The 22,347-nt window shown below is 65.8% G+C and carries 15 protein-coding genes; 7 read left to right on the forward strand and 8 right to left on the reverse strand.

Annotated features, from left to right (window positions below; all coding sequences use genetic code 11):
* The first annotated feature begins 111 nt into the window (after positions 1-111).
* The 6 genes from lptF (at position 112) to rsmA (ending at position 7,538) form a co-directional block, all read left to right on the forward strand.
* Entirely contained in the window at positions 112-1,227 is a 1,116-nt protein-coding gene (lptF, locus tag EZM81_RS02255; RefSeq protein WP_136644621.1) for an LPS export ABC transporter permease LptF, read from the forward strand.
* Positions 1,224-2,321, forward strand: a complete 1,098-nt coding sequence (lptG, locus tag EZM81_RS02260) for an LPS export ABC transporter permease LptG (protein WP_135449055.1) — start codon at positions 1,224-1,226, stop codon at positions 2,319-2,321. The genes lptF and lptG overlap by 4 nt, the downstream gene beginning before the upstream one ends.
* Complete coding sequence (locus EZM81_RS02265; protein WP_136644622.1) at positions 2,321-4,465, forward strand: LPS-assembly protein LptD; 2,145 nt, start codon at positions 2,321-2,323, stop codon at positions 4,463-4,465. The genes lptG and EZM81_RS02265 overlap by 1 nt, the downstream gene beginning before the upstream one ends.
* 67 nt (positions 4,466-4,532) lie before the next feature.
* Entirely contained in the window at positions 4,533-5,738 is a 1,206-nt protein-coding gene (locus EZM81_RS02270) for a peptidylprolyl isomerase (RefSeq protein ID WP_169052281.1), read from the forward strand.
* Positions 5,735-6,715: a 4-hydroxythreonine-4-phosphate dehydrogenase PdxA gene (gene pdxA / locus EZM81_RS02275; RefSeq protein WP_169052282.1), complete on the forward strand. Its 981-nt coding sequence runs from the start codon at positions 5,735-5,737 to the stop codon at positions 6,713-6,715. Before EZM81_RS02270 ends, pdxA begins: the two co-directional genes overlap by 4 nt.
* On the forward strand, positions 6,702-7,538 hold the full coding sequence (rsmA, locus tag EZM81_RS02280) for a 16S rRNA (adenine(1518)-N(6)/adenine(1519)-N(6))-dimethyltransferase RsmA (protein ID WP_136644625.1): 837 nt from the start codon (positions 6,702-6,704) through the stop codon (positions 7,536-7,538). The genes pdxA and rsmA overlap by 14 nt, the downstream gene beginning before the upstream one ends.
* 27 nt (positions 7,539-7,565) lie before the next feature.
* On the opposite strand, the gene sucD is transcribed toward rsmA, so the two are convergent.
* The 4 genes from sucD to EZM81_RS02300 form a co-directional block, all read right to left on the reverse strand.
* Positions 7,566-8,462, reverse strand: coding sequence for a succinate--CoA ligase subunit alpha (gene sucD / locus EZM81_RS02285; protein WP_135449050.1), 897 nt, complete (start codon positions 8,460-8,462; stop codon positions 7,566-7,568).
* Positions 8,463-8,473: 11 nt separating this feature from the next.
* Positions 8,474-9,646 (reverse strand): malate--CoA ligase subunit beta, encoded by a 1,173-nt coding sequence (locus EZM81_RS02290; RefSeq protein ID WP_136644626.1) that lies wholly within the window; start codon positions 9,644-9,646, stop codon positions 8,474-8,476.
* 93 nt (positions 9,647-9,739) lie between these two features.
* Positions 9,740-10,678 carry a CoA ester lyase gene (locus EZM81_RS02295; RefSeq protein WP_135449048.1) on the reverse strand — a complete coding sequence of 313 codons (939 nt, stop codon included), beginning with the start codon at positions 10,676-10,678 and terminating at the stop codon, positions 9,740-9,742.
* A gap of 18 nt (positions 10,679-10,696) precedes the next feature.
* A complete protein-coding gene (locus tag EZM81_RS02300; RefSeq protein WP_136644627.1) occupies positions 10,697-11,893 on the reverse strand; it encodes an alanine--glyoxylate aminotransferase family protein in 1,197 nt (398 codons plus the stop codon).
* 143 nt (positions 11,894-12,036) lie between these two features.
* Between EZM81_RS02300 and EZM81_RS02305 the strand changes: the two genes are divergently transcribed.
* On the forward strand, positions 12,037-13,428 hold the full coding sequence (locus EZM81_RS02305) for a short-chain fatty acyl-CoA regulator family protein (protein WP_136644628.1): 1,392 nt from the start codon (positions 12,037-12,039) through the stop codon (positions 13,426-13,428).
* A 76-nt stretch (positions 13,429-13,504) separates the two neighbouring features.
* On the opposite strand, the gene EZM81_RS02310 is transcribed toward EZM81_RS02305, so the two are convergent.
* The 4 genes from EZM81_RS02310 to EZM81_RS02325 all read right to left on the reverse strand — a co-directional run bounded on the left by EZM81_RS02310 (position 13,505) and on the right by EZM81_RS02325 (position 22,302).
* Positions 13,505-15,934: an FAD-dependent oxidoreductase gene (locus tag EZM81_RS02310; RefSeq protein WP_136644629.1), complete on the reverse strand. Its 2,430-nt coding sequence runs from the start codon at positions 15,932-15,934 to the stop codon at positions 13,505-13,507.
* Positions 15,931-16,809, reverse strand: a complete 879-nt coding sequence (locus EZM81_RS02315) for a phosphotransferase (protein ID WP_135449044.1) — start codon at positions 16,807-16,809, stop codon at positions 15,931-15,933. Before EZM81_RS02315 ends, EZM81_RS02310 begins: the two co-directional genes overlap by 4 nt.
* A 191-nt stretch (positions 16,810-17,000) precedes the next feature.
* Positions 17,001-20,990, reverse strand: a complete 3,990-nt coding sequence (locus tag EZM81_RS02320) for a PAS domain S-box protein (RefSeq protein ID WP_136644630.1) — start codon at positions 20,988-20,990, stop codon at positions 17,001-17,003.
* A gap of 145 nt (positions 20,991-21,135) precedes the next feature.
* Positions 21,136-22,302 (reverse strand): M20 aminoacylase family protein, encoded by a 1,167-nt coding sequence (locus tag EZM81_RS02325; RefSeq protein WP_135449042.1) that lies wholly within the window; start codon positions 22,300-22,302, stop codon positions 21,136-21,138.
* Positions 22,303-22,347 lie beyond the last annotated feature (45 nt).

A 22,347-nucleotide genomic window follows, 5' to 3' on the forward strand; every position in this document is an offset into this window, starting at 1 on the left:
GACCTCTGCCGGGAGGCTACAATCCGGCACCGGGAATGGCCAGATAGCAGTTTTCGCCGCGCCGGATTTCCGTTAGGGTCGCTTCAAGATGTTGTAGGGGCCTGGTCGGGCGTGTCTAGATTCGACAGATATATCCTGTCGCAACTGCTTCAGCTATTTGGCTTTTTTGCCCTCGTGCTGGTGGCGGTCTACTGGGTGAACCGGGCGGTGGGACTGTTCGATCAGCTGATCGGCGACGGCCAGTCTGCCCTGGTGTTCCTCGAGTTCTCGCTTCTGACCCTTCCGAACGCGATCCGGCTGGTTCTGCCTGTCGCGGCCTTTGCGGCCGTGCTTTACGCTGTGAACCGCCTGACGCAGGAAAGCGAACTTGTGGTGATGCAGGCCACAGGTTTCTCGGCCTTCCGTCTGGCGCGGCCGGTGCTGTATTTCGGGCTTTGCGTCATGATCATGCAGCTTGTCCTGACCAACCTGCTGGTGCCTGCCAGTCAGCGCACGCTCAGCGCGCGCAGTGCCGAGATTTCCCAGAACATCACCGGGCGCTTCCTGAATGCAGGGCAGTTCATGCATCCCGCGAAGGGAATCACGCTTTACATCCGCGAAATCACCCAGACCGGAGAGCTGATCGACCTGTTCCTTGCGGATGAACGCCGCGCCGACGAACGTGTGATCCACACAGCGCGCAAGGCCTTTCTGGTCCGTGGCGAGGTCGCGCCGAAGCTGGTCATGCTGGACGGGGCGACACAGACGCTCGCCCGGGCCGATGATCGGATGGCGATCACGCGGTTTTCCGACTTCACGCTGGATCTTGCCGGCGTGGTCAATGTGGCGGGCGGCGGGGCGCTTTCCCTGAACGCGCTGCCGACGGGTGATCTGCTGTTCCCGAGCGACGAGGTGATGGCCGCGGCCGGCGCCGCCCGGGCGGAGATGCTGGAAGAGGGCCATTCGCGCCTGGCCTCGCCGCTGCTGGCGGTGGCGGCCGCGCTTCTGGGGTTTTCCGCGCTGATGCAGGGCGGCTTCTCGCGGTTCGGCCTGTGGCGTCAGATGGGGCTGGCGGTCGGCCTGCTGATTGCTGTCCAGCTGATCTGGACATGGGCAGGCAGCGTTGCGATCCAGTCGGCCAATGCCTGGCCGATGGTCTATCTGGCACCGCTGACCGGGATCGTTCTGGCGCTGGGACTTCTGGCCTTTTCCCAGCGGCCCCGCCGCCTGAGGGGGGCGGCGGCATGACGCTCAGCCTGTACATCGCACGGCGCTTTCTTGGCACGGTAGGCCGGGTGTTCCTGATCTTCTTCGGCATCCTGATGCTGCTTGACATGATCGAACAGCTGCGCCGCTTTTCCGATGCGGGACTGGGGCTTGCGGGCGCTGCGCAGCTTTCGCTGCTGAACGTGCCCGAAACGCTGTATCGCATCCTGCCGCTGATCATGATCATGGGGGCGATCGCCATGTTCCTGGGCCTTGCCCGGTCATCGGAACTGGTTGTCGTGCGCGCGGCGGGGCGGTCGGGGCTTCGGTTCCTGCTGACACCGGTGCTGGTGTCGGTCGCGCTGGGTGCGCTGACGGTTGCGCTGTTCAACCCGCTGGTCGCGGCAACCTCGAAGGCCTATGACGCCAAGCGCGCGCAACTGTCGCGCGGCGACGGCTCGGTTCTGTCGGTCGCCGATACGGGACTGTGGCTGCGTCAGGGGGCAGAGGACGGGCAGACGGTGATCCAGGCGGCGCGCGCAAATCCCGACGGGACAGAGCTGTTCGGTGTCACCTTCCTTGGCTTCGATGCCCGTGGCCTGCCCACGACGCGGATCGAGGCAGACTCGGCCAGGCTGACACCGGGGGCCTGGGAACTCAGCGGCGTCAAGCGGTGGGATCTGACGGCGGCGAACCCCGAATTGAACGCCATCAGCGAGCCGGGGCCGCTGCGCCTGCCCTCTGACCTTACTGCGGAACGGATACGAGACAGCTTCGGAACACCCAGCGCCATCGGCTTCTGGGATCTGCCCCGCTATATCGACGATCTGGAACGCGCCGGCTTTTCGGCGCGGGCCTACCGGCTGTGGTTCCAGATGGAACTGGCCCAGCCGCTGCTTATGGTGGCGATGGTGCTGGTGGCGGCTGGCTTCACCATGCGGCACGTCCGCTTCGGCGGCACTGGCCGCATGGTGCTGTATGCCCTGCTGTCGGGTTTCGCCATCTATTTCCTGCGAAATTTCGCGCAGGCCCTTGGCGACACCGGCCAGATCCCGATCGCCCTTGCTGCCTGGACCCCGCCTGCCGCCGCCGTCATGCTGGCGCTGAGCCTGCTGCTGCACCTGGAGGATGGCTGATGGCGGTCCGTCTTCTTGCCCTGTTCGCTCTTTGCTTCACCCTCGCGCTGCCGGCGCGCGCGCAGGACCAGGCGACCCTGGTTTCGGACAGTCTGGCCATCACCGGCGACACCCGGCTGATCGCCGAGGGCAACGTCGAGGTGTTCTTCAAGGGCCGCCGCCTGAAGGCACAGCGTATCGTCTATGACCAGGCCACGGACCGGCTGGAGATCACCGGCCCGATCGTCCTGACCGAGGCGACCGGCGATGTGGTGATCCTCGCCTCGCAGGCCGAGTTGCAGGCCGACCTGACCGAAGGCATCCTGACCAGCGCGCGCCTCGTGCTGAACAGGCAGTTGCAGCTTGCCGCGAACCGGATGATGCGTGTCGCCGGCCGTTACAACGCGATGGAAACCGTCGCGGCGTCGTCCTGCAAGGTATGCGAGGGCGACCCGACCCCGCTGTGGGAAATCCGCGCACGCCGCGTGGTGCATGACGAGGTGGAACGCCAGATCTATTTCGACCACGCGCAATTCCGGCTGGCCGGCGTTCCGGTTTTCTACATTCCGCGCCTGCGGATGCCCGACCCCACGCTCGACCGGGCGACGGGCTTCCTGATGCCCACGGTCCGCACCACGTCGGATCTCGGCACAGGGGTGAAGATTCCCTACTTCATCGCCCTCGGCCCCTCGGCCGACCTGACGGTGGCACCCTACCTTACCTTCCGCAACAGCACGACGCTGAACCTGCGCTATCGTCAGGCCTTTGCCACCGGCCGGATCGAGCTGAACGGGGCGGTCACTCAGGACAGACTGATCCCCGGTGATCCGCGGGGATATCTTTTCGTCGATGGCGCCTTCAGCCTGCCGGCGAACTTCGGCCTGTCGATCAAGGGCCAGACCGTGTCCGACCCCGCCTATCTGCTGGACTACGGGATCGCCAACCTGGACCGGCTCGACAGCCGCCTCGAAATCAGCCGCACCCGGCGCAACGAACACATCTCGGCCCGGATCATCAGTTTCCAGACACTGCGCGACGACGAGGACAACACTACCATCCCCTCGATCGTGTCTGACCTGACCTTCCACCGCCGCTTCTCGCTGGGGGCGGTCGGCGGCGAAGGCGGCCTTCGACTGCAGACGCACAACCACTATCGCAGCTCGACCAGCCCCATCGACGGACCCGACAGCGACAACATCGCTGACGGCCGTGACCTTGGCCGGATCTCGGCGCGGATCGATTGGCGCAAGAGCTTCCTGCTGCCCATGGGAATCGAGACGACGATCCTGGGCGAGGCGACGGCCGACGCCTACAGCATCGCCCAGGATGCCAGCTACGAAGGCCGGACGACACGCACCCATGGCAATGCCGGGGTCGAATTGCGCTGGCCCTGGGTTAAGGTCGGCGATGGCGGGGCGACGCATGTGATCGAGCCGGTGGCGCAGTTCATCTGGGCTTCGTCCGATGCCGAAACCCTGCCGAACGAAGACTCGGTTCTGGTGGAATTCGACGAAGCCAGCCTGTTCGCGCTGGATCGCTTTCCGGGATCGGATGCCGTGGAACGCGGTCCGCGGGCCAACCTGGGCGTCAGCTGGACGCGACACGACCCCGATGGCTGGTCGATGGGGGTCATGGTGGGGCGTGTCTACCGCGAGGCGGACCTGAGCCAGTTCGGTCCGGCTTCGGGCCTCGCCGGGCAGCGATCGGACTGGCTAGCAGGGGTGAACTTCACCCTGTCGAATTCCGTGGCCCTGACCGCGCGTGCCGTTCTGTCTGATGACCTGGACCTGACCAAAGGCGAGGCGCGCGTAACCTACAGCGGCGCGCGCACTTCGCTTGCCGGTTCACTGATCTACGCGGTCGAGGATCCTATCGAAAACCGGCTGGAACCCACGCGCGAAGTCACCTTTGACGCACGGCAGAAGCTGGACCCGAACTGGACGGCCAAGCTGTCAGGTCGCTACGACTTTGTTGCCGATCAAGGCACGGTCGCCGGCCTGGGAGTGGAGTTCCTGAACGAGTGCCTGCGCTTCGACGTTTCCCTCTCGCGTCGCTTCACATCCTCGACTAGTGTGAACCCGACGACGGACTTCAGCCTGTCGCTGGATCTGGTGGGCTTCGGCGGCAGCGCCAAGGGCGGGCCGGCGCGAACCTGTCGCAGGTGACGGCACAGAAATGAGCGGGCAGAGACCTGCAGACATTAGACGGATGGCGGGAAGAGCGGCAAAGGCAATGGCATTTTCCTTTCTGAAACGGCGGGTGGCGGCGATTCTGTGCGGGGCGCTTCTCGCGGGGCCCGTGCTGGCGCAGGATCTGTTTGCCCCGCGGCTGTATGTCAACGACCGCGTCATCACCGAATACGAGGTGCAGCAACGGGCCATGTTCCTGCAGGTGCTGCGTGCGCCCGGAAACCCCGAGGAAGAGGCGCTGAAAGCCCTGGTGGATGACCGCCTGCAACAAACCGAAGCCAAACGCCTTGGCCTTACCCTGACCGAGGACGAGGTGCGCCGGGGCATGGAGGAATTCGCCTCGCGGGCCAACCTGACGGCCGAAGGCCTGATTGCCGAATTCGAAAAGGTCGGGATCTCGGCCGAAACCTTCCGCGACTTCGTTTCGGCGGGCCTTCTATGGCGCAAGGCGGTGCGCGCCCGGTTCCTTGGCCAGGTGCCGATCAGCGAAAATGATGTGGATCGCGCGCTGGAAGCCTCGGCCCGGCCGCGCGCCCTGCGGATCCTGGCGTCGGAGCTGGTGATCCCAGTACCCGAGGGCAGCGATGGCCGCGAGCAGATGGCGCTGGCGCAGCGTCTGTCCGACACGATCAGCGGCGAGGCGGCGTTTGCCGCAGCCGCGCGCCAGTATTCGGCGGCCCCCACGGCTGGCAATGGCGGGCGCCTCGACTGGATTCCTCTGGCCAACCTGCCCGGCCCGATCGGCGCCGCGGTGCTGGCGCTCGGCCCAGGCGAGGTATCGGATCCCGTGCAGGTTCCGGGGGCGGTCGTCCTGTTCCAGCTGCGCGACGTGGCGCGCGATGAAAGCGCCGAGCCGATCGCGGTCACGGTGGAATGGGCGGAATTCCTGGTGCCGGACGACGCCGCGGAAATCGCCCGCATCCGCGCGGCCGTGGACACCTGCAATGACCTTTACGGCCAGGCAAAGGGACTGCCCGAAAACCGTCTGACGATCACGACCCAGCCAGTGGCCGAAGTCCCGGGTGATGTGGCTCTGGAACTCGCGCGGCTGGACCCCGGCGAAAGCTCGGTTGCGCTGACCCGTTCGGGTTATCGCCGCTTCCTGATGCTCTGCGGCCGCCAGCAGACGCTCGAGGAACCGCCGACCCGCGATCAGGTGCGTGAACGGGTGATCAACCAGAAGCTCGAGGGCATGGCTGCGGGCTATCTGGAAGAACTCCGCGCGGCTGCGATCATCCGCGAGCCGTGATGGCCCCCGTTGTCCTGAGCTGCGGCGATCCGTCCGGGATCGGGCCGGAGATAGCCGCCAAGGCTTGGGCTGCCGGTGAACGTTTTGTCTGGCTGGGCGACCCGCGGCATCTGCCCGAGGGAACCGCCTGGCGCGAAGTGTCCGAGGGCGAGGGGGTCACGGACGGTCCGCTTTGCGTTCTGCGCCATGACTTCCCGGCCTCGGCCCTGCCGGGCCGCCCCGATCCCGCGAACGCGGGCGGCGTGGTTGCAGTCGTCGAACGTGCGGTTGGACTTGTCCGGTCCGGTGCCGCGGCCGCGCTTTGCACCGCGCCAATCCACAAGAAGGCGCTGAAGGACGGCGCAGGTTTTGCCTTTCCCGGCCATACCGAGTTCCTGGCGCATCTGGCCGGAACCGACCATGTGGTGATGATGCTGGCCTGCCCCGAGCTTCGCGTCGTTCCCGCCACCATTCACATTGCGCTGTCCGAGGTGCCGAAAGTGCTGACGCCGGCCCTGCTGGAAACGACCATCCGTATCACGCGGGACGGGTTGATCCGCGACTTCGGGATTGCCGCGCCGCGCCTTGCCGTCGCGGGCCTGAACCCTCACGCCGGAGAAGGCGGCGCCATGGGTCGCGAAGAACTTGACTGGATGGCCCCGCTGATCGCGCGGCTTGCGTCCGAAGGGATGGCGATCCGCGGGCCACTGCCAGCAGATACCATGTTTCACCCGGCGGCGCGCAAAGGCTATGACGCCGCGATCTGCGCCTATCACGACCAGGCGCTGATCCCGATCAAGACCATCGACTTCGCCGGGGGGGTCAATGTTACGCTGGGCCTGCCCTTCGTGCGAACCTCGCCCGATCACGGCACGGCCTACGACATCGCCGGTCGCGGCATTGCCGATCCGGCAAGCATGATCGCAGCCTTGCGCATGGCGCGCCACATGGCTGATGCCCGGCTGGCAGCAGCAGGGGGCTGTGGTGGGCACGATTGACGGTCTGCCCCCGCTGCGCGAGGTGATCCGGGCGCATGATCTGGTGGCGAAGAAGCAACTTGGCCAGAATTTTCTTCTGGATCTGAACCTTACGGCAAAGATCGCACGTTCGGCCGGCGATCTGACGGCCTGCGACGTGCTGGAGGTCGGCCCCGGTCCCGGTGGCTTGACCCGCGGCCTTCTGGCCGAGGGGGCACGGCATGTGGTGGCTGTGGAAAAGGACGCCCGTGCCCTGCCCGCCCTGGCCGAGATCGCGGCGGCCTATCCGGGGCGGCTTACGGTTCTGCACGGCGACGCGCTGGAGCTCGACCTCACCCAGCACCTGAAGCCTCCGGTCAAGATCGTGGCCAATCTGCCTTACAACGTTGGCACCGAGCTTCTGATCCGCTGGCTGTCACCCCCAGTCTGGCCGCCGATCTGGTCGTCGTTGACGCTCATGTTCCAGAAAGAGGTGGCCGAACGGATCGTGGCCAGGCCACGGACAGAACATTACGGACGGCTGGCGCTGCTGGCCCAATGGCGCTGCGAGGCACGGATCGTGATGACCCTGCCGCCCGAAGCCTTCACCCCCACGCCCAAGGTTCATTCGGCCGTCGTGCAGCTGACCGCCCTGCCAGCGCCGCGTTTTCCCTGCGATTTCGTGGTGCTGCAGCGCGTGACGGCCATGGCCTTCAACCAGCGCCGCAAGATGCTGCGCGCTTCGCTAAAGGCATTGCGGCCGGATATCGAGACCGTGCTCGAAAGCCTGGGCATCCCCCCGACCGCACGGGCCGAGGAGATCGGTCTGGAACAGTTCTGCGCCCTTGCGCGCGCGGTATCCTAGAAGCAAGCATCCCGAAGGGCCGTCGCCTCAGGCCGCCTTCTTCATGCTGAGGACACGGGCCATGGTCTCACCCATGGCGCTGGGGTTCGGGGCCACGGTGATGCCGGCCGCTGTCAGGATTTCCACCTTTTCCTGCGCCGATTCACCGAAGGCGCTGATGATGGCGCCCGCATGGCCCATCTTGCGGCCCTTGGGTGCCGAAAGCCCGGCAATATAGGCCACAACCGGTTTGGACATGTGGTCGCGCGCATAGGCAGCAGCTTCGGCCTCCTGTGGGCCGCCGATTTCGCCGATCATCATCACTGCATCGGTTTCGTGATCATCTTCAAAGAGTTGCAGGATGTCCTTGAAGCTGGAACCGTTGATCGGGTCGCCACCGATGCCGACTGAAGTCGAAACGCCGATCCCCAGGGCCTTCATCTGGGACGCGGCCTCATAGCCCAGCGTCCCCGACCGGCCGACGATTCCAACCCGACCCGGCATATAGATGTGTGGCGGCATGATCCCCATGAAGCCCTTGCCGGGACTGATGATCCCGGCACAGTTGGGGCCGATCAACCGCATCTTGCGGGCCTCGGGATAGCGCTTCAGGAATCGCTTCACCCGCATCATGTCCTGGCTGGGGATGCCGTCAGTGACGCACACTGCCGTGCGGATTCCGGCATCGGCCGCCTCCATGATCGCATCGGCGGCGAATGGGGGCGGGACAAAGACAAGGCTGGCTTCCGCTCCTGTCGCCTCGACCGCCTCGCGCACGGTGTTGAACAGCGGCCGGTCAAGGTGGGTTTCCCCGCCCCGTCCGGGCGTGACGCCGCCCACGACATTGGTTCCATGGCGGATCATGTCGGCCGCGTGGAAGCTGCCGATCCGCCCGGTGATGCCCTGCACGATGACGCGGGTCTTTTCGGTGATGAGAATGGCCATGGGTTCCTCCGTCAGGCGGCTTTGCGGGGGCGGGCGGCGACGGCCGCGGCGGCGGCTTCGGCCAGAGTGTCTGCGGAAATCAGCGGCAGGCCGGACTGGTCGATGATCCGGCGGCCTTCCTCGACATTGGTGCCCGCAAGGCGCACGATGACGGGCAACGACAGACCAAGCTGGCGGTAGGCGGTGACCACGCCCTCGGCCACCCAGTCACACCGGTTGATGCCCGCGAAGATATTGACCAGCACGACCGACACGTTCCGGTCGGCCAGAACGGTCTGGAAGGCCTTGACCACGCGCTCGGGGCTGGCGCCACCGCCGATGTCCAGGAAATTGGCGGGTTCCCCCCCGGCCAGCTTGATCATGTCCATCGTGGCCATCGCCAACCCTGCACCGTTGATGATGCAGCCGATGTCGCCCTCCAGCCCTACATAGGCCAGACCATGGTCGCCTGCGGTGCTTTCCCGCGGGTCTTCCTGGCTGCGGTCGCGCAGTTCGGCCACCTGAGGTTGCCTGAACAAGGCGTTGGTATCAAAAGACATCTTCGCATCCAGTGCCACCAGGTCGCCCGACCCGGTGATAACCAGCGGGTTTATTTCCACCATAACCGCGTCAAGGTCGCGGTAGGCGCGGTAGCAGGCCTTCAGGATCGTCACCATCTGGGCAATCTGGCCGCCTTTCAGGCCCAGCCGGAAGGCCAGTTCACGCGCCTGGAACTCGGTCAGGCCAACGGCGGGGTCAATGGTCATGCGTCGCAACGATTCCGGGTCGGTTTCGGCCAGATCCTCGATCTCCATCCCCCCGTGCGCCGAGGCGACGATCATGATCCGCTCGGATTTCCGGTCGAGGACGAAGCCCAGATACATCTCGCGGGCAATGTCGCTGGCTGCCTCGATCCACAGGCGATAGACGCCCTTGCCGTTCGCGTCGGTCTGCTTGGTGACAAGCTGCTTGCCGAACAGGCTTGCGGCGAAACTGGCGACCTCATGTTCGTCGCGGCACAGCTTCACGCCTCCGGCCGCCCCCCGACCGCCGGAGTGGATCTGCGCCTTCACCACCCAGGCGCTGCCGCCCAGTTCCCGCGCCCGATAACCTGCCTGTTCGGGGCTGTAGGCCAGCCCACCGCGCGGTACCGGCACACCAAAACGGGCAAGGATTTCCTTGGCCTGGTATTCGTGGATGTCCATCGTGTTTCCTCCTCCATGCTGCCGCTTGTCGCTGCCTTGCGGGCGCTCCGCGCTGACCTCAGCGAGACCGCCCGCAAGGAAGGGATGAGCGACCTACTGCGCCGCGATCGCCTCGGCGATCACCAGCACGTTGCGCGCCATCTTCTCGCTGGCGGCGTCGATCATCTTGCCGTCGAGGCTGGCGGCTCCCTTCCCCTGCGCCTCGGCCAGTTTCAGTTCCTCGATGATGCGGCGGGCCTTGGTGACCTCGGCATCCGTCGGACTGAACACCTCGTTCGCAAGGGCTACCTGACTGGGGTGGATGGCCCATTTCCCCTCGCAGCCCAGGGCGGCCGCGCGGCGCGCAGCGTCCCTGTAGCCCTCAGGGTCGGAAAAATCACCGAAGGGGCCGTCGATGGCGCGCAGACCATAGGCGCGGCAGGCAATGACCATGCGGCTGATCGCGGCGTGCCACTGGTCGCCCGGATACATCGGATTCAGACCGCCGATGTTTACCGTACGTGCCCGCATGCTGGCGGCATAGTCCGCCACGCCGAAATGCAGCGCCTCCAGCCGACCGCCAAACTGGGCGATTGTCTCGACATTCGCCATGCCAAGGGCCGTCTCGATCAACGCCTCTAGGCCCACGCGGGTGCGGTAGCCCCTGGCCTGCTCGATCTGATTGACCATCGCCTCGACCATGTAAAGATCGTCGCGCACGCCCACCTTGGGCACCAGCAGGGTATGCACCCGGTCTCCTGCCTGCTCCATCACATCGACCACGTCGCGATACATGTAATGGGTATCAAGACCGTTGATCCGCACGCTGACGGTCTTGCCTTTCGCCGCCCAGTCGATGTCGTTCAGCGCCTGAATGCAGTTCCGGCGCGCCTGCTCCTTCTCGGGCGGGGCGACCGCATCCTCGAGGTCCAGAAAGACGTAATCCGCAGGTCCTTCGGCCGCCTTGTCGATCATCGAGGGGTTCGAGGCCGGAACGGCAAGTTCAGACCGCTGAAGCCGCTGCCGACGCAGCGGGTGAAGAGTGTGGCTCATCGTATTGACTTTCCTGTTTTATTCCGCCGCCAGCAGGGCCTGAGCGGGTGCAGATTGCGCATACCAGTCCTGCGCTGCAGCAACGCCCGACCCCAGCTTGACATGCGCACCGGCCTCGACCAGCGCCATTTCGGCCACCGCAAGCGCCGTGAGGCACATGCCTTCGTTGAGGTCACCCAGATGCCCGATGCGGAACACCTTGCCGGCAAGCCGCGCAAGGCCCGACCCGAACGATGTGTTGTAACGGGCATGGCCGATGCGGATCACCTCGCGCGCGTCCACCCCTTCGGGCACCCTGATCGCCGTCACCGTATTCGACGCAAGCGAAGGATGCTCGGCACAGGTCTGCAGGCCCCACGCCGCCACGCCGCGTCGCACGCCCTCGGCCAGGCGGGCATGACGGGCGATGACATTGTCCAGCCCTTCGGCATGGATGCGGTCCAGTGCGACACGCAACCCGTGCAGGATCTGCGTTGGCGGGGTGTAGGGAAAATAGCCGGTTTCCGCCGTCATGGCAAAGTCACGGAATTCGAAATAGGCACGGCGAAGGGTCGCGTTCTCTGACGCCTTGAGCGCCTTCTGACTGACCGCAAGGATACCCAGACCGGCCGGGCACATCAGGCCCTTCTGACTGCCGGTCACGGCCAGGTCCACACCCCAGTCATCCATGCGGAAGTCGATGGAGCCCACCGAGGAGACGCCATCCACGAACAGCAGCGCATCATGAAAGCAATCATCCAGCGCCTTGCGCACGGCAGCCACGTCACTGGTAACGCCGGTTGCGGTTTCGTTGTGGGTCACGAAGACCGCCTTGATCGCGCCCTTTCGGTCGGCGGCCAGGCGGCGGGCGAACTCTGACACCGGCGCGCCGGCCCCCCACGCGACATCGATCACCTCGACATCAAGGCCCAGCCGCGTGGCCATTTCCGCCCAGAGGGTCGAGAACTGGCCGTGCCGCGCCATCAGCACCCTGTCGCCGGGGTTCAGGGTATTGGTGATCGCCGCCTCCCATGCCCCCGTGCCCGAGCCGGGAAAAAGCATCACCCGCGCAGTCCCCGTCCGGAAGACGCGCTTCAGGTCGGCAAGGATTCCCAGAACGAAGGCGCCGAATTCAGGTCCGCGCTGGTCCTCCATCGCCACGTTCATCGCGCGGCGGACAGGTTCGGGAACATTGGTCGGGCCGGGAATGAAAAGGTGATTGATGCCGGTGCGCATGGGTCTCCTCCGTTTGCACCACCCCTGCCATCGCCCGGAAGATGTGCAAAGGCAAAGCGGGTCTCGCTGTGAATGCGAAGATTTACACGGGTTATTTTCAGTAATATTGTAAATCTGACAGATCATGCATTGTGTGCGACAGTATGCAGAAAACCTTCATCGGCCCGCATCTGCGGCGCCTTCGGCTGGAGCGGGGCGAGACGCAAGGCGCCATGGCGCGCAAGCTCGGAATCAGCGCCTCTTACGTCAACCTTCTGGAAAACAACGAAAGATCCGTTTCGGTCCAGGTTCTTTTGCGGCTGTTCGAAGCCTACGGTGTAGACTGGCGCGAGATCGTGGAGGAAGACGGGGCCAGCCAGCTGGCCGACCTGCGCGCGGCCTTGCAGGATCCGATCTTCGACATCCGCCCCGACCTGCCGCAACTTCGTGCTGCTCTGGTGCATTCTCCCGACCTTGCCAGCGCCTTCCTTCGGCTGCATCGGGCCTTCCAGGCGGCGAATGACCAGCTTCTGGCCCTGAACGAGGGGGAAACCGCCACGATTGCCCCAACACCCGAGGCCGCAGTCCACACGGTCTTCCGCCGCCATCGCAACTACTTTCGCGAACTGGAAGAGGCAGCCGAACGCTTCTGGGAAACCCCGGTCGAACGGGACGAGGTCTATACCGCGATCAAGGCGCGCCTGCGCGACCGGCTGGGCATTGCGGTGCGGCTCGCGCGGGTCGAGGAACTGCCCGACACGCTGCGCCAGTATGACGAGGCGCGCCGCGAGATCCTGTTGTCCGAGGCGATGGACCACACCAACCGCACTTTCCAGCTGGTCCACATGTGCGGGCTTCTGGAACAGCGCGCGCTGCTAGACGGCATCGTGGACCGTTCGGGCATTAGCGACCCGCGCGGGGTAGCGCGGTTGCGGGTGGAACTGGCGAACTATTTCGCTGCCGCGGTGCTGATGCCCTACGCCGCCTTTCTGGCCGAGGCGCGGGCGACGAAATATGACCTCGACCACATCGCCACCCGCTTCGGCGTCAGCTTCGAGCAGGCCTGCCACCGCGCCACCACGCTGCAACGCGAAGGTGCGCAGGGTGTCCCGTTCTTCTTCCTGCGTATCGACAAGGGCGGCAACGTGACCAAGCGCTTCAACGCGACCGACTTCCACTTGGCCGAATATGGCGGTGCCTGCCCCCGGCTGGATGTGCATACCAGCTTCAGAACACCCGGCAAGATCGTTCCGCAATTCGTCGAGATGCCGGACAAATCCCAGTATTTCGTATTTTCCCGCACCGTTGACCGGCCGACCTGGATTCGCCACGCGCAGGATAACCGGCTGGCCGTTGCCATGGGCTGCACGATCGACCACGCTGCAGAGATCGGCTATGCCGAGGGTTTCTCGCTTCCCAGCGCAAGGATGGTGCCGATCGGCATCAACTGCCGCATCTGCCCGCGCGCGAACTGCGACCAGCGCGCGCATCAGGCGGTGGTACTGACCCAGCCGGTCGATGTAAGACGGCGTGGGGCGACCCGGTTCGACGGATAGCGCCGCCTTCACCCCCCCGGACCTGATCCTGAACCTCTGGTGTGAGGCGAGGCCCCGGATCATGGCCGGGGCGGGCTCACCCCTTCACCCTGTGGTTCAGCGGATCGTAAAGTGGCGCCAACGTCACCTGGGCTGGCACCCGTTCCGATGCGACTTCCAGCTCGTAACTGCCCGACAGGACAAAATCTTCCGTTACCCCGTCCGGGTGGCGGACATAGCCCATGCCGATGCTTTTCCCGACCGTGTGGCCATAGCCGCCAGACGACAGCCAGCCCACGCGCTGGCCATTGCGATAGATCGTCTCGCGGCCAAGCAGCACGACCGACGGATCGGCAGTGAAGGTGGCCAGACGCTTCTTCACCCCTTCGGCCAGTTGCGCCGCCACGGCCTGGCGGCCGATGAAATCGATGCCCGTCTTCATCTTCACCGCCCAGGCAAGGCCTGCCTCGACCGGGGTGTGGTCCGGCCCGATATCCGCCCCCCACGCGCGATAGCCCTTTTCCAGCCGCAGCGTCTCGATCGCGCGGTAGCCGGCCAGCACCGGTGCGCCCTCGCCTGACATCAGGGCCTCATACACGGTCACCGCCACCTCGACCGGCATGTGCAGCTCCCAGCCAAGCTCGCCGACGTAGGTCACACGCAGCGCCAGAACCGCGCAGCCGGCGACAGAAATCCAGCGGGCCGTGCCGAAGGGGAAGGCGGCGTTCGACAGGTCATCCGGCGAATGGCGCGACAGGATCTCGCGCGACGTCGGCCCCATCAGCGACAGGACAGCCATCGACGACGTGATGTCGGAAAGGTGAACCTCGCCCTGCAAATTCCTGGAAATCCAATCGAAATCATGCGTGGCAAAGCCGGTTCCGGTGACGATGTAGAACTCGCGCGGCCCCAGCCGGGCGATGGTCAGGTCGCATTCGATCCCGCCTTTCGCGTTCAGCATCTGGGTGTAGGTCAGGCTGCCTTCCGCCCGGTCGACATTGCCCGCCGCGATCCGGTTCAGCGCCCCGGCCGCATCGCGGCCGGTCAGGCGGAACTTGGCGAAGCTGGTCTGGTCGATCAGCACCGCATGCTCTCGCGCCGCGCGGTGTTCGCGGCCAACGGCCTCATGCCAGCCGGGGCGGGCCATCGAATAGCGGTCCACGGCCTCTTCGCCCGGGCCAGCGAACCAGTTCGGACGTTCCCAGCCCAGCTTCTCGCCAAAGCAGGCACCGGCCGCCTTCAGATGGGCGTAAAGCGGAGAGCGGCGTAGCGGCCGGGCCGAGCGCATTTCCTCGGCGGGCCAGGCGATGGTGTAGTGCTTGGCATAGGCTTCCAGCGTGCGGGTTCGGACATAGTCAGTCACCCGGTGCGGAGGGCCGAAGCGGCGAATGTCGACAGGCCACAGGTCGAAGGGCGGTTCACCCTTTGCCACCCATTCCGCCAGCGCCATGCCCGCCCCGCCACCCGAGGCGATGCCGAAGGCATTGAATCCTGCGCCGACATAGAAGTTGCGCAGTTCCGGGGCCTCGCCCAGGATGAAGTTGCCGTCGGGGGTAAAGCTTTCCGGCCCGTTCAGCAGCTGCTTGACCCCTGCATGGGCCAGCGCCGGAACCCGAGCGATGGCATCGTCCATGAATTGTGCGTAATGATCGAAATCCGGCGTCAGTGTTTCGAAATGAAAGCCTTCCGGAATGCCCTTTACCGCCCAGGGCTTAGGGTTCGGCTCATAGCCCCCCCAGACAAGGCCCCCGACCTCTTCCTTCCAGTAGGTGCGCCGGTCGGGGTCGCGCAGCGTGGGCAGGGTCGGGGTGACGCCCTCGATCCGCTCGGTGATCATGTACTGATGTTCGACACTGACCAGCGGCACGTTGACCCCCACGGTCGCGGCCAGATCGCGGGTCCACTGTCCGGCGCAGCAGACGACCTTTTCGCATGCGATGGTGCCGAAGGGTGTCTCGACCCCCTTGATCCGGCCATCTTCGACAAGAATCCGGGTGACAGGGGTGTCCTCGAAGATGCGCACCCCGGCCATGCGGGCACCCTTGGCCAGTGACTGGGTGATGTCCGAAGGGTTCGCCTGGCCGTCGGTCGGCAGGTAGGCCGCGCCAACCACATCGTCGATCGTCATCAGCGGCCACAGATCCTGCGCCTCTTTCGGCGTCAGAAGGTGCATCTCCAGCCCGAAGGAATGAGCCGTCGTGGCCTGGCGTTTCACCTCGGTCCAGCGGTCGGCATTACAGGCCAGGCGCAGGCCGCCGTTCATCTTCCAGCCGGTCTGCAACCCGGTCTCGGCCTCGAGCGTGCGGTAAAGGGCAACGGAATGGCCCAGAAGCTGGGTGATGTTGGCCGAAGTGCGCAACTGCCCGACCAGTCCGGCGGCATGGAAGGTGGTGCCGGAAGTCAGCTTCTTCCGTTCCAGAAGCACGGTGTCGGTCCAACCCAGCTTGCCCAGGTGATAGGCGACGGAACAGCCGACGATGCCGCCGCCGATGACGACGGCGCGGGCGGTGGAAGGAAGATCGGTCATGGCAGAATCCTGAAGGCGGCCAGCGCCGCACGGTAGGTGTCAAGGTAGCCGGCCGTATAGGCGGCATAATCGAAGTCGAGGTCGGAATGGATTTCCTGCACCATCGACCACATTGCCTCACGCAGCGCCGCCGCCGCCTTCATCGCGCGGTAGCGGCGCCACAGGTCGGCATCGGGCGAGGTGCCATAGTAGGCGGCCAGAAGCCATTCTTCCTGCGTCATGTCGAGGCCCGCATTCGCCGCAAGCCCCCCAAGGTCGAACAGGGGCGAACCCCAGCCGGCATAGTCCCAGTCGATCAGCCACATTCGGGTGCCGTCGTGCAGGAAGTTCGCGGGCAGAAGATCATTGTGGCCGAAGACCAGCTCGATCCGCCCGACGGCCCGTTCCAGCTCGGCCGCCTCGTCCAGCAGGCCGGCAAGCGCCGGGCGATGAGGAGAGCGGCCCTCCTTCAGCGTGGCGGCATAGTCGCGCAGGACATGGAAGACCCAGAAGGTCAGCGCCGGGCCGCGCAGGTGGCGCGGAATGTCGCGGTGCGCATGCATGACCAAGGCAAGCGCCTGTTCCAGCATCTCCTGGTCGCGCAGATCCTCGGCGCTCATCGTGCGGCTGGCGACAAAGTCGATCACCAGCGCGCCGGGCTCATGGTGCAGGACGGCGGGCGAGACCCCGGCAGCATGCGCCGCACGGCTGGCGGCCAGTTCGTTGAAGCGCATGATCTGGTGCACGGGAATGTCGTCGCCGATGCGCACCACGGCGCGGCCTCTGGCATCGGTGACGAGAACATTCAGATTCGTGATTCCGCCGCCAAGGGGTTCGGCGCGGGGCGTGCCGGTCCAGATCGGCAGGGAAAGGGCGCGCGCGATCGGGTCGGTCATGCGTCCATCACCGGAAGCGGGGCCGTCCCGTCGCAGGCAAGGGAAAATTGCAGGCAAGGCATTGCGACATCTCCGAAGCAACAGGCCAATGTTTCGCCGCGGCCGATCGTCCTGTCAAAGCCGATTTCGCAATCCGACCGGGGGCGGAGGGCTGGCCCCGCCTTGCCCCGACGGGACAGCCCGCGGCGCTTTCAGGTGGTTCGCAGCGACGGCAGCGCGGCGATCAGCGCGCGGGCAAGGTCTTCGGGTTGCAAGGGCTTGGCCACGACACCGGCAAAACCCTTCGCGCGGTAGTCCTGAACCTGGTGCGTCATGGCGTTCGCCGTCACGGCCAGCGCGACCGGAGGCGCACACCCCGTAGCCTGCGCCGCTGCCTGCATGGCAGAAAGCGTTGCCAGTCCGTCGCAGCCCGGCATGGCAATATCCAGAAGCACGGCGTCGAAGGGCGCCTGCTGCCAGCGCCGGATCGCGGACGCGCCATCCGGCAGGATCTCGGCCTCGATGCCCAAGGCGCGCAACACGCCGTGCAGGATGATGCGGTTGGTTGCATTGTCCTCGGCCGCCAGCACCCGAAGGCCGGCAAGGTCGGGCAGCCGGGCCGCATCGCCCGCTTCGAACGGGCCTTCGTGCCGGGGCAGCCCAACTTCAACCCGCGCCGAAAGGCCCTGGCCGGGCGCGCTGGACAGCACCACCTCGCCCCCCATGAGCTGCGCAAGGCGCCGCACGATCGTCAGGCCCAGCCCGGTGCCGCCGTGTTGCCGGGCCAAGCCGCCCTGGCCCTGGGTGAATTCCTCGAAGACCTGTTCCAGATCGTCCTCTGTCATGCCCGGTCCGGTATCGGCGACCTCCATCACCAGCCGCTCGGCGTCCGTTGCGTCGATCGAAAGCGAAACCTCGCCGCGGTCGGTGAACTTGACGGCATTGCCGACCAGGTTGTGCAGGATCTGCGCCAGCCGCTTCTCGTCGCCCAGACGGATCTGGTCGCGCTTCTCACCCCGGCAAACCAGACGCAGTGCAAGCCCCTTTTCCCCGGCCTGAACGCGATGAACGCCCAGGACACGATCGACCAGGCTGCAAAGATCCAGCGGGCGGCTGTCCAGTACCAGACGCCCCGCCTCGATCTTGGCAAGGTCCAGGATGTCGTTGATCACGGCCAGCAGATGATCGCCCGATTCACGGATGATCCGCAGCATCTCGCGCCGGTCCGGATCCTGTTCCTGCCCTTCCAGGACCCGCGCCATCCCTAGAACGCCGTTCAGCGGCGTGCGCATCTCATGGCTCATCGCGGCCAAGAAGTCAGACTTTGCCCGGTTCGCGGCCTCGGCCGCGATCATCGCCGTGCGCAGCCGCTCTTCGTTTTCTACGGCATCGGTGATGTCCGTCAGGGCGCAGACAACCGATAGCCCGGTGTCAGGGGCCGTCAGGCGGGCCGCGTTGACCAGGATCACCCGGCGGCTGCCGTCGGGCCAGCGGATCGCATGCCGCATGTCCCGCCCGACGCCCTCGCCCGACATGGCGCGCATCAGGGGCAGGTTCGCCTGGCCGGCTGCGCCAGGATCGGCCGCTTCAATCAGCATCCGCGGCAGGTCATCTCCGGCGGCGATCGGCCGGCCAAGCACGGCTTCGGCCGCGGCATTGGCAAAGACGATGCGCCCGGCGCCATCGATCGCAACGATGCCCGAGACCGACGTTTCCATGATCCGCGCCAGCGTGTCGCGTTCGCGCGCCAGCGCCGCCTCCAGGGCCTTGGCAGCCGAGATGTCAAGATTGACGCCGCTGGTGCGGATCGGCCGGCCCGCCGCGTCCCATTCGATGGCCTGCGTCCGGGACAGGATCCAGACCCAGTGCCCGTCGCGATGGCGCAGGCGTATCTCGTGCTCGATCTGCCACTGGCCGGCGGCGAAGGCCCGCGCCTCGTGCTCCAGAAGATCGCGCTTGTCATCAGGATGCAGCAGGTCCAGCCAGACCGACAGCGGCATCGGGTTCAGTTCTGCCGCGCGATACCCCAGGATTTCCGCCCAGCGTTCGCTGACCAGGGTCACGCCGGTGCGCATGTCGTGTTCCCAGGTGCCGACCTGTGCCCCGTCAATCAGCCGCGACAGGCGCTGTTCTGCCTCGATCCGGGCGGATACATCCAGCGTCACCCCCGAGATGCGCCGCGGCGTTCCATCGGACCGGCGCGCCAGCACACGACCGCGCGACAGCAGCCAGACCCAGTGTCCCTGTGCATGCTGCATCCGGCAAAGAAAGTCGAAATCGTCCGCCCCGCCTTCGAACAGCCGGCGCCGCTCTTCCAGAACACTGAACCTGTCCTGATGGTGCAGAAGGCGGAACAGATCGGCGATCGTGGCAGATCGCCCGTCATGGCCGAGCATTGTCCGCCAGCGGTCGTTGATCGTGGAAAGGCCCTGGTCGATGTCCCAATCCCAGACGGCAAGTTCACCGCCGTCCACGACCTGTTGCAACCGCCGGTCCGCCAGACGGCGTGCGGTGATGTCCTCGTAAACCCCCACCGTTTCCCGGCCGGGGGTAGAGCGTTCGCGCACCAGGATCAGCCGGCCGTCGGCCAGTTCGTCCTCGCCATCCCAGGGTTCGGTCAGACCGCGGTTCAGACGCCGCTGCAGGGCTGCGTCATCGCGTTCGCCCGGCGGGCCGAACACGCCGTGATCTATCGCGGCGCGCAGCAGGTCGTCATACAGCGCGCCAGGCCGGATCCGGTCGGCGATCCGGGAAAAGACGCGCGTGTAGGCGCTGTTCCACAGCACCAGGCGGTCCTCGGCATCGAAGATGGCAAAGCCATCGTCCAGTGCCTCGATGGCCGACAGGAAGCGGGAGCGGGTTTCCTCCAATGCCTTCTGTTCGGCCAGCAGGGCCGCCTCCTTGGCGCGGATCTCGGTCACATCCTCGATCAGCGCCCAGACAAGGCGGCGGCCGTTCGGGTCGATGCTCATGAAGCCGCGCAGCACGGCCGGAAAACAGCTGCCGTCCACCCGGCGCAGCCGCGCCTCCAGCGGGCCGTAGACGCGCTGTTCGCGCAGCGCGTCGATCGCCGGCCCGATCACCGCCATCGCATCGGCTGGCAGAAGGTTGCGCAGATGCAGGCCCGACGTTGCCTTGGGGTCAAGGCCGAAGACCTTCTGGAAGGCACGGTTGGCATCCAGAAGCTCGCCCGTGTCATAGTCGTTCAAAAGGATCGGATGCGGGCACATCTCGAAGAAGGCGGTGAACTGGCCTTCGCGATAGGCAGCCATCGCGCTCGGGGTTTCGGCTGCCGCCAGATCGCGGATTACCGCGACCAGGCCGACGCGCGCGCCGGACCTGTCCTGCGGCAGTTGCGCGACCGAGACTTCGTACCAGTGCGGCGCGACCAGCGAGGCAAGCCCCACGCGACGGGTGACGCGGGTATGGGGTGCCGGCGGGTCGGCAACGATCTGCCCCAGGACACGCGCCAGCGCCTCGGGCAGAACCTCGGCCAGCGGACGGCCGATGCCGGCGCGGACCAGCCCGGAAAGCCACGGCAGCTTGTCGCTGTGGCAGGCAAGGATCGTACCTTGTGGACAGATCTCGATCACGAGATCGGACAGCGCCTGCAAGGTTGCCTCAAGATGTTGCCGCATGGCCGCTTCTGCCGCTGCCGCCTCGTGACGCATCAGCACCGCCGAGACCGCATGCCCCACGCTGGAAAGCAGTCCGACCTCATCCTCGGTCCAGATGCGGTCGGGAACCTGACTGTCGTAGCCGAAAACGCCGATCAGACGTTCGCTGTCCATCAGCGGCAGCATCAGCGTGGACCAGACCCCGATCTCTTCCAGGAAACGGCGTTCCGGCATGTCGGGGGGCAGATCATTGCGGTTGGCAATGCGCACCTGCCTTCCGGCAACGAAAGCGGCGTGCCAGCTTGCCCGCACGGTGGGCGACAGCGCCTGCATCCGGGGTTTCAGCGGCGTCACCCCAGGCGCGACCCATTCATGGCTGTTGTAATGCGTCCCGTCAGGGCGGTTGCGGAACAGGAACACCCGGTCCAGACCGAAAGCCATCCCGATCCGCCCAAGCACCTCGTCCAGGGCAAGGTCGATCCCGTCGCGCCCGGGATCGAGCAGGCGGTTCATCAGGTCGATGACCAGAAGCTCGGTCCGCACCGGACGCGCCGCCGCCAGGTCAGGCCTTTTCGTGCGTCCCATGCCGCCCCTGCCCGTCAACCATGCCGCGAGTATTCGTCAGATGCGCCTGTCCCGCAACCCCGGGCGACTGCCTTGGGCCTGAGGGAGAACCAGCAGCAGCGAGCCGGCGCCAACGACCGCCCCGGCATTCGGGCCTTTCGGCCGGTCAGGTCACGGGCATTCGGCTTTCCGCCATGCCGGCATACCAGCTGGCCCCGAAGGGAATGGCGGCGTCGTCGAAATTGTAGGCCGGATGATGCACCATCGCGGTGTCCCCGTTGCCCAGGAAGATATACGCCCCGGGCCGTTCGTTCAGCATGAAGCTGAAGTCCTCGGCCCCCATAAGGGGCGCGGTGTCGGTATCGACATGGCCCGAGACCTCGGCCGCGACCTTCGCCGCGAACTCGGTGTTCTCGGGGGTGTTGATTGTCACCGGATAGCCGCGCTGGTAGTTGATCTCGGCCCGGGCGCCAAGTGCAAGGGCCGTACCCTCGACCACCTGCGCCAGCCGGGTTTCGACGAAATCCTGCACCTTGGGGTCCAGCGTGCGGACGGTGCCCTTCATCTTGACCGTCTGCGGAATGACGTTGTGCGCCGGGCTGTCGGTTTCAACCGTGCAGACTGAAACGACCACCTGCTTCATCGGATCGACATTCCGGCTGGCAATGGTCTGTATTGCCACGATGACATGGGCCGCGACCACCGTCGTGTCGATGCAATCGTGCGGCTTGGCGGCATGGCCACCCTTGCCCGTCACCGTGATCTCGAACTGGTCAGCTGCCGCCATCATCGGGCCGGGGCGGATCGCGAAATGGCCCACCGGGATGCCGGGCATGTTGTGCATCCCGTAAACCTCCTGGATGTTCCATCGCGTTATGAGACCATCCTGCACCATTTCGCGGCCGCCGCCGCCGCCCTCTTCGGCGGGCTGGAAGATGCAGACCACGGTGCCGTCGAAATTCCGCGTTTCGGCCAGATACCTGGCCGCGCCCAGAAGCATGGCCGTATGTCCGTCATGGCCGCAGGCATGCATCCTGCCCGGGGTCTTGGAGGCATAGGGCACGCCGGTCTGTTCGGTGATGGGCAGCGCGTCCATGTCCGCGCGCAGGCCGATCACCCGTCCCCGGGTGTCGGACCTGCCCCTGATCACCGCCACGACACCGGTGCGGCCGATACCTTCTACCACCTCGTCACAGCCGAAACTGCGGCACAGACCGGCCACCTTTGCCGCCGTCCGATGCACGTCGAACTGAAGCTCGGGGTGTTCGTGGAAATCGCGGCGCCAGGCGGTGATTTCCGGCAGAAGTTCGGCAAAGCGGTTCTTGGGCGGCATGTCAGGTCTCCTTTGCGAGCAAGCTGATCCTTTCCCGAGGGATCG

Origin of the sequence: Tabrizicola sp. YIM 78059, assembly GCF_004959785.1 — a bacterium.
GTDB classification, from domain to species: domain Bacteria; phylum Pseudomonadota; class Alphaproteobacteria; order Rhodobacterales; family Rhodobacteraceae; genus Tabrizicola; species Tabrizicola caldifontis.